Consider the following 6,330-nt stretch of genomic DNA (forward strand, 5'->3'; position numbering starts at 1 on the left):
ACCGGAGCTTACTTATGAAAAATATCCTTATCGCTGTTTTCTCTCTACTGCTGGGGCTGGCGTCATTACAGGCCGCGGCACACGCAAAGCTCGTCGAAAGCGTGCCGGCGGACGGGAGCATGCTGCAGCAGAGCCCGGCGGCCCTGAGCCTGACATTCAACAAGCCGGTGCGCCTGGTCAAGCTGATACTGAGCGCCGAACAACACGGCAACATCGATTTTTCCTTCCAGCCGGCAAGGGTGCCGAGCGCCGCGCTCGAGTTTGCGCTGCCCAAACTAGCGGTGGGCAATTACAAGGTCGAGTGGGTTGCCATGGGCGCTGATGGTCACAAGATGAGCGGCAGTTTCCAGTTTATGCAGCACGTGAATTAATCCATTGGGGAGCTGGGAGTGGCTGCAGCTGGCCACCAAGAGCCTCTATTACGCGAGTTTCGCGTTGCTGGCAGGCGGCATGTTGGTGCATGCGATAGCGCCTTCCGCAAGGTCACTGTGCCAGCGCTACCTGCTGTCCGGGGCTATTGGGGGCCTCTTTGCGGCCAGCGGGTTTTTCTTCGCCCAGGTTGGCAGCTTTGCCGGCGCCGGAACAAGCGGTGCGGTAGACCCGTTTTATGTGGGGATGCTGTGGGATTTCGGCAGTGGCGACGCTTTGGCGCTACGAATAGTCGGATTTTTGCTGGCGGCCCTCGGTGTATTTTTAACTGATCGCGCCAGACCGGCGATACCCTGGCTGGTGCTGGCTGGGGTGCTGCTCAATGGTGTGAGTTTTACCGTCACCGGGCATGGCGCCGAGGCGGATCTTGCCGGCAAGGCTGTCCTGCTGCTGCATGCGCTGGCAGGCGCGACCTGGATGGGCGCGCTACTACCGCTGTGGCGCTTGTGCTATGTGCTGGAAACGACTGCCTTGGTCCGGGTTATGCAACGGTTCGCCAGTTTCATGGCCTGGGTTCTGGCGCTGCTGTTGGCCTGCGGTGTGTATATGGCATTTCGTCTTGGCGGCACAGAGGTGTTGTGCCTGAACGATGGCTGGAGCCTAGCCCTGTGTGCCAAGTTATTGCTGGTGGCGTGTCTGTTGCTGGTTGCGGCAGTTAATCGCTGGCGCCTTGTGCCGCGCCTGGCCACAAGCCAGGGCCACAGGCCACTCGCGTTCGCGTTATTACTGGACAGTTTCCTGGCAGTCACGGTGCTACTGTGTACCGCTTATCTCACTACACTTGTTGGTCCTCCGGAGCATTGATTTAATTTGGAAAATAACTATGAAAATCGAATTACTTCGCACAGCGGCTTTCATTTTTTGCCTGACAATTGCGCCCCCGCTGGCTGCACATGGCGAAGACAAACAGCGGCAGACCCCGAACTTGTTCGGCGGCATGGACACTGACGCGGGCAAGGTCGTGACTGGATTTCACAAAGCGCTCCGCAGCGGTGATGAGCAAACACTTCGGGAGCACTTACATAACGACGTCTTGATTTTTGAAGGTGGCAAGGCAGAGCGCTCGCTGGAGGAATATGCGAGCCATCACATGAAATCCGATATCAAGTTTCTAAAGCAGCTGCAGGTTGAGCAGCTGGAGCTGCAGGTAACCCAGCGCGGAGAGATGGCATGGTCAGCTGGTCGCACACGCTCGACCGGTGAATACAAGGGCCGAAAAATGGATATCAGCGGAATGGAGTCCCTGGTTTTGCGCAAAGTCGAAGGGCAGTGGAAAATCGTATACATCCACTGGTCACACTAGAGCGAGACGCCGAGGAAGCATGCCCAGAATAACTATTACAAACGGGGGCGATGATGAAAGCGGCCGCTTTTATTCGCAAATTGCATAAGTGGGTCTTCCTGCTGATCAGTGTGCAGGCACTGCTATGGGCACTGAGTGGCTTCTACATGGTGGTGGTGGACCTGGACTTTATCCACGGCGACCACCTGGTAAAAAACCAGCGGGAGCCGCTGCCAGCGGTAACGCCGGTCGCCGCTGAATCGGTGCTGGCCGGTTTTGGCCGGGTGGACTCGGTCAGCCTGCGGGCCATTCAGGGCCGGCCCTATTACCTGGTGCGGGCCGATGGCAGCAGCTACCGCTTTGACGCTGGCACCGGCACACCGGTAGCAGAGCTGGATGCGCAGGCGGCGAAGGCGCTGGCCCGGTACTATTACAACGGTGACGCCCTGCCCCGTCGCACACAGCTGATTACGGAAAACCCACCGCAGGAAATTCCGGCACGCATCCTGCCGGTGTGGCGCGTGGATTTTGCAGATCGCTACGGCACCAGTCTGTACATAGACCCGGTAAGCGCACAGCTGGTCACCCGCCGGCACGATTACTGGCGTCTGTTCGATTTCCTGTGGATGTTGCACATCATGGACTACGAGGCGCGCGAAGACGTGCACAACAACCTGCTGCGCTTCGTGGCCTTGCTCACTTTTGCCGGAACGGCTACCGGTTTCGCCCTGCTGTACTTCCGCTTCAGGCCACGCCGGCCGCGACGCAAGCTTCAGGAGGTGGGCGCATGAAAGCGACATTACTGAAACTGCACAAGTGGCTGAGCCTGCTGGTGGGGCTGCAGCTGGCCATCTGGTTGGTGAGCGGGCTCGGCTTTAGCCTGCTGGATGGGCAGATCGTTTCCGGCCGCCACCTCGCTGAACACCAGCCACAGCAATCTCTGCAGCAGCCGGTGGCCGCCTACGGCCAGGCCGCGCTACTGCAGAAATATACCCGGGGTAGTGTGCTGGACCTACAGCTGCGCCGCCTGCACGGGCGCGACCTGTATCGGGTCCAAACATTGGCTGGCGTGGAGCTGCGGGATGCGACCAGTGGTGCACTGGTTGATGTGGATGCGGCGATGGCGCTTGCCGTCGCGAGACGGGATTACGCCGGTGCTGATGCCCTGCTGGGTACACCGGAATACCTCCCGGCGGCCGGGCTGGAGGCGCGCAAGCACCGCGGCCCGATATGGCGGGTACCGGTGGCGGATACCTTCAATACCACGCTCTACGTTTCCGCTGAGGACGGCCGGGTGCTGGAGCGGCGCAACGACTACTGGCGCCTGTTCGATGTGCTGTGGATGCTGCACATCATGGATTACAGCGAGCGCCAGGACTTCAACAATCCGCTGCTCATCGGGGTCGGGTTCGCCACCCTGTGGCTGGTGCTGTCCGGAGTCTGGCTGTTGTTCTACCGGGTCAGCCGCCGGGATTTTCGCTGGCTGGCGCTCGCCCGCCGCAGCCGACCGCGCAGCGGGCATGCGCGGCAGGCATGATGGGAATGTCCGGTGTAGCGACGTTATAGCTGGCCGGGCAGCCAAGTGGCCAGTTGTGGCCACAGTGCCAGCATCAGCATCAGCATCAGCATCAGTAGCAACTGGATGCAGATAAACGGCATCACGCCGCGGTAGATGGCCCCGGTGGCCACGGACTCCGGCGCTACGCTGCGCAGGTAGAACAGCGAGAAGCCAAACGGCGGGGTGAGGAAGGACGTCTGCAGGTTCAGGGCGATCATCACACCCAGCCACACCGGGTCCAGCCCCATGGCCAGCAGCACCGGGCCGACAATGGGCACCACCACAAAGGTGATCTCGATAAAGTCGAGGATAAAGCCGAGCAGGAAGATCACCAGCATCACCAGCAGGGTCGCACCCACGACGCCGCCGGGCAGGCTCTCGAAGAAGTGAGTAACCACTTCCTCTCCGCCAAAGCCTCGGAATACCAGCGAGAACAGCGAGGCGCCGATCAGGATTGCGAACACCATGGCGGTGACCTGCAGGGTACTCTGCCCCACTTCGCCGGCGCGGGACCAGTTCAGGGCGCCGCGCCCCCAGGCCAGGATGCCGGCACCCAGTGCGCCCACGGCCGCAGCCTCGGTCGGGGTGGCGGCGCCGGTAATGATCGAGCCGAGCACCAGCAGCATCAGCTCTGACGGAGACGGTTTTAATGGCGCGGTTTCAGTATTTCGTGAAGAAACTTTGGATTTGCAGACCGCCAAAAAGGCGGCCTGCAACATCGAATTTTCTACATCAGTTAATTTCTGAAAGCAATTCACGAGCCTTCACTAGATTTCGGACACCCTGTGCCTCAAACTCATAAAAGACGTTATTGCCACACCAATTATTAACCGACTCGGCAGTGACTTTTTTAACCTCGGGACGTACTGACCAAGATATCTGAACCGGCGATCCTTTGGTGTTGTAGGACGGTCCCGTGGTAGAGCCTTCATATTGAACAGCATCGCCAGTATCATTGGGGATGTTGGGCGCTTGCCAATAGCCATTTACTTCATCAACATACATTTGTTGTTCAAAGTCTGCACCGGCTGCATCATCATTGACTATCACGTATACCTGCGCCTCGACTCGAAGCTGAGGATTAATGATGGATTCGCTCAGGCACGCGCCGAGAGTAGGGCCGGGGGTAACTTGTGCAGTACTATGCACAAAGTGAACTTCAATAGTATCGCCAACCTCCAAACTGCCGTTGTTCCCGGGGCAAATGAAATAATTAACCGGGGTCTTTTCTTCATCGGAAAGTTCACCGCTATATTCCCAGCCAGTCCCAAAACCTAACCCATCGCCATTCCCAGCATATTTGGTGAATTCGCCGCCCTTGTGCTCTGCCGCTTCATGAAAGTGGATGTTACACAAATTCATCTTTTCATATGGCGGAGCCTCACTGAAAATACGCTTGTTATTACCTTCCGTTTTTTCAATATGACGTGGCCCCTGCGGGCCATAGCCCTTACCCTCAGTATTGATGATTAATAAATCATTTTGCGCATCAATCACCTAATCCGGCACTTCTACATCATCTGAATACTGCCGCCTACGAGCTTAGGAAAAATGTTACATCGATGTTACAAAATGATCATTTGATGTCTGAATTGCCGCCAGCTTTTTCAGGTGGTGCCGAGGCTCAGAGAATATGCTTCGCTAAAGGGAACGAGGCATGAATTCTGGCGCTAATATTGGGCCATAACGAATCAGTTGCTGCGTCAGTTAAGTGTCGATTCCCCCGAAAAAGCCTACCCGGCGGATATCTCCTGCGTATGCACTTATACGGCACGTTTAGTGAAGTTTGGGTGTGAGGCGCGAAAACTCAAAGCAGTGGTAACGGTACACTCAGATTCGGGCAGCCTCTCCACCAGAGTTGTATCTGCAGACCCTCAGATTGGAACGCGGGGCGAGTCAACAGGGCCGCTGTCATGAAAATCCCGGGTGGAAGTATTTTCTCCGGTTGCTAAAGTGAAAGGGGATTAAGCACAAGCTCTATCCGATCCGCAATCCGCAATCCGCAATCCGCAATCCGCAATCCGCAATCCGGCCGGCACCGGCATTGTGCCTACATTCTTGAGTAGAGGAGTTTCTGATGACCCCACAACATGCAGCGATTCGCGCGGCATTAGTTGCCCATATCGACCAGGACGACCAAATCCACGCAGACTTGATTAATACGATTAATGCGCATGCTGCTGAAGATACGGTTCAGGATCACGCCGGCCTTATTGCAATTTTAAACCGGCATGTTGAAGAGACGAAGGCCAGCCATAAGGTGTTGTTGGCGGCGCTGGATCAGCATATTTCTGAAGAACCTTAAGTGCTGACCAGCGCACGCCGTGAATATTGGGTTAGGGTACTCTAACGCATTCAATATTCATCCGACCCTCGGTAGCCGTCCAAAAATCCCCAGCTTTCAGTCGGGGATTTTTGTGTTCATGGGGAGCCTTGGTTTCACCTGGCCACATACTCCGGCAACCAGGTCGCCAACGAAGGCCAAACGGCAAGCAACAACATCACCAGCAGCTGGATGGCGATAAACGGCACTACACCGCGGTAGATGGCCCCCGTGGCCACTTCCACCGGCGCCACGCCGCGCAGATAGAAGAGTGCGAAGCCAAACGGCGGGGTGAGGAAGGACGTCTGCAGGTTCAGGGCGATCATCACACCCAGCCACACCGGGTCCAGCCCCATGGCCAGCAGCACCGGGCCGACAATGGGCACCACCACAAAGGTGATCTCGATAAAGTCGAGGATAAAGCCGAGCAGGAAGATCACCAGCATCACCAGCAGGGTCGCACCCACGACGCCGCCGGGCAGGCTCTCGAAGAAGTGAGTAACCACTTCCTCTCCGCCAAAGCCTCGGAATACCAGCGAGAACAGCGAGGCGCCGATCAGGATTGCGAACACCATGGCGGTGACCTGCAGGGTACTCTGCCCCACTTCGCCGGCGCGGGACCAGTTCAGGGCGCCGCGCCCCCAGGCCAGGATGCCGGCACCCAGTGCGCCCACGGCCGCAGCCTCGGTCGGGGTGGCGGCGCCGGTAATGATCGAGCCGAGCACCAGCAGCATCAGC

General features: G+C 57.7%; 8 protein-coding genes and 1 pseudogene. 6 read left to right on the forward strand and 3 right to left on the reverse strand.

All coding sequences use genetic code 11. The annotated features are described in order from the left end of the window. Nucleotides 1-14 precede the first annotated feature (14 nt). The 5 genes from ACP15R_RS20455 to ACP15R_RS20475 all read left to right on the forward strand — a co-directional run bounded on the left by ACP15R_RS20455 (nucleotide 15) and on the right by ACP15R_RS20475 (nucleotide 3,248). On the forward strand, nucleotides 15-371 hold the full coding sequence (locus ACP15R_RS20455; protein ID WP_224868159.1) for a copper resistance CopC family protein: 357 nt from the start codon (nucleotides 15-17) through the stop codon (nucleotides 369-371). A 79-nt stretch (nucleotides 372-450) separates the two neighbouring features. After that, entirely contained in the window at nucleotides 451-1,233 is a 783-nt protein-coding gene (locus tag ACP15R_RS20460) for a copper resistance D family protein (RefSeq protein WP_424987918.1), read from the forward strand. 19 nt (nucleotides 1,234-1,252) lie between these two features. After that, nucleotides 1,253-1,732: a YybH family protein gene (locus ACP15R_RS20465; protein WP_224868155.1), complete on the forward strand. Its 480-nt coding sequence runs from the start codon at nucleotides 1,253-1,255 to the stop codon at nucleotides 1,730-1,732. A gap of 53 nt (nucleotides 1,733-1,785) precedes the next feature. Further along, on the forward strand, nucleotides 1,786-2,502 hold the full coding sequence (locus tag ACP15R_RS20470) for a PepSY domain-containing protein (RefSeq protein WP_224868153.1): 717 nt from the start codon (nucleotides 1,786-1,788) through the stop codon (nucleotides 2,500-2,502). Next, nucleotides 2,499-3,248 (forward strand): PepSY domain-containing protein, encoded by a 750-nt coding sequence (locus ACP15R_RS20475; protein ID WP_224868152.1) that lies wholly within the window; start codon nucleotides 2,499-2,501, stop codon nucleotides 3,246-3,248. Before ACP15R_RS20470 ends, ACP15R_RS20475 begins: the two co-directional genes overlap by 4 nt. 23 nt (nucleotides 3,249-3,271) lie before the next feature. Here ACP15R_RS20475 and ACP15R_RS20480 read toward each other — a convergent pair. After that, a pseudogene (locus ACP15R_RS20480) lies at nucleotides 3,272-3,979 on the reverse strand (TRAP transporter large permease subunit); the annotation flags it as partial. A gap of 22 nt (nucleotides 3,980-4,001) precedes the next feature. Further along, nucleotides 4,002-4,766 (reverse strand): delta-class carbonic anhydrase, encoded by a 765-nt coding sequence (locus ACP15R_RS20485; RefSeq protein ID WP_424987919.1) that lies wholly within the window; start codon nucleotides 4,764-4,766, stop codon nucleotides 4,002-4,004. 580 nt (nucleotides 4,767-5,346) lie between these two features. On the opposite strand from ACP15R_RS20485, the gene ACP15R_RS20490 reads away from it, so the two are divergent. Beyond that, on the forward strand, nucleotides 5,347-5,574 hold the full coding sequence (locus ACP15R_RS20490; protein WP_424987921.1) for a hypothetical protein: 228 nt from the start codon (nucleotides 5,347-5,349) through the stop codon (nucleotides 5,572-5,574). Nucleotides 5,575-5,708: 134 nt separating this feature from the next. Here ACP15R_RS20490 and ACP15R_RS20495 read toward each other — a convergent pair. Continuing rightward, nucleotides 5,709-6,330, reverse strand: a 622-nt coding sequence (locus ACP15R_RS20495; protein ID WP_424987922.1) for a TRAP transporter large permease subunit, incomplete at its 5' end; no start/stop codon positions are given.

The organism is Microbulbifer sp. S227A (assembly GCF_049800935.1).

What these genes read in the sequence shown, in the direction of transcription:
- ACP15R_RS20455 (WP_224868159.1), top strand. Translation starts at nt 15, where the DNA reads ATGAAAAATATCCTTATCGCTGTTTTCTCTCTACTGCTGGGGCTGGCG.
- ACP15R_RS20460 (WP_424987918.1), top strand. Translation starts at nt 451, where the DNA reads ATGTTGGTGCATGCGATAGCGCCTTCCGCAAGGTCACTGTGCCAGCGC.
- ACP15R_RS20465 (WP_224868155.1), top strand. Translation starts at nt 1,253, where the DNA reads ATGAAAATCGAATTACTTCGCACAGCGGCTTTCATTTTTTGCCTGACA.
- ACP15R_RS20470 (WP_224868153.1), top strand. Translation starts at nt 1,786, where the DNA reads ATGAAAGCGGCCGCTTTTATTCGCAAATTGCATAAGTGGGTCTTCCTG.
- ACP15R_RS20475 (WP_224868152.1), top strand. Translation starts at nt 2,499, where the DNA reads ATGAAAGCGACATTACTGAAACTGCACAAGTGGCTGAGCCTGCTGGTG.
- ACP15R_RS20490 (WP_424987921.1), top strand. Translation starts at nt 5,347, where the DNA reads ATGACCCCACAACATGCAGCGATTCGCGCGGCATTAGTTGCCCATATC.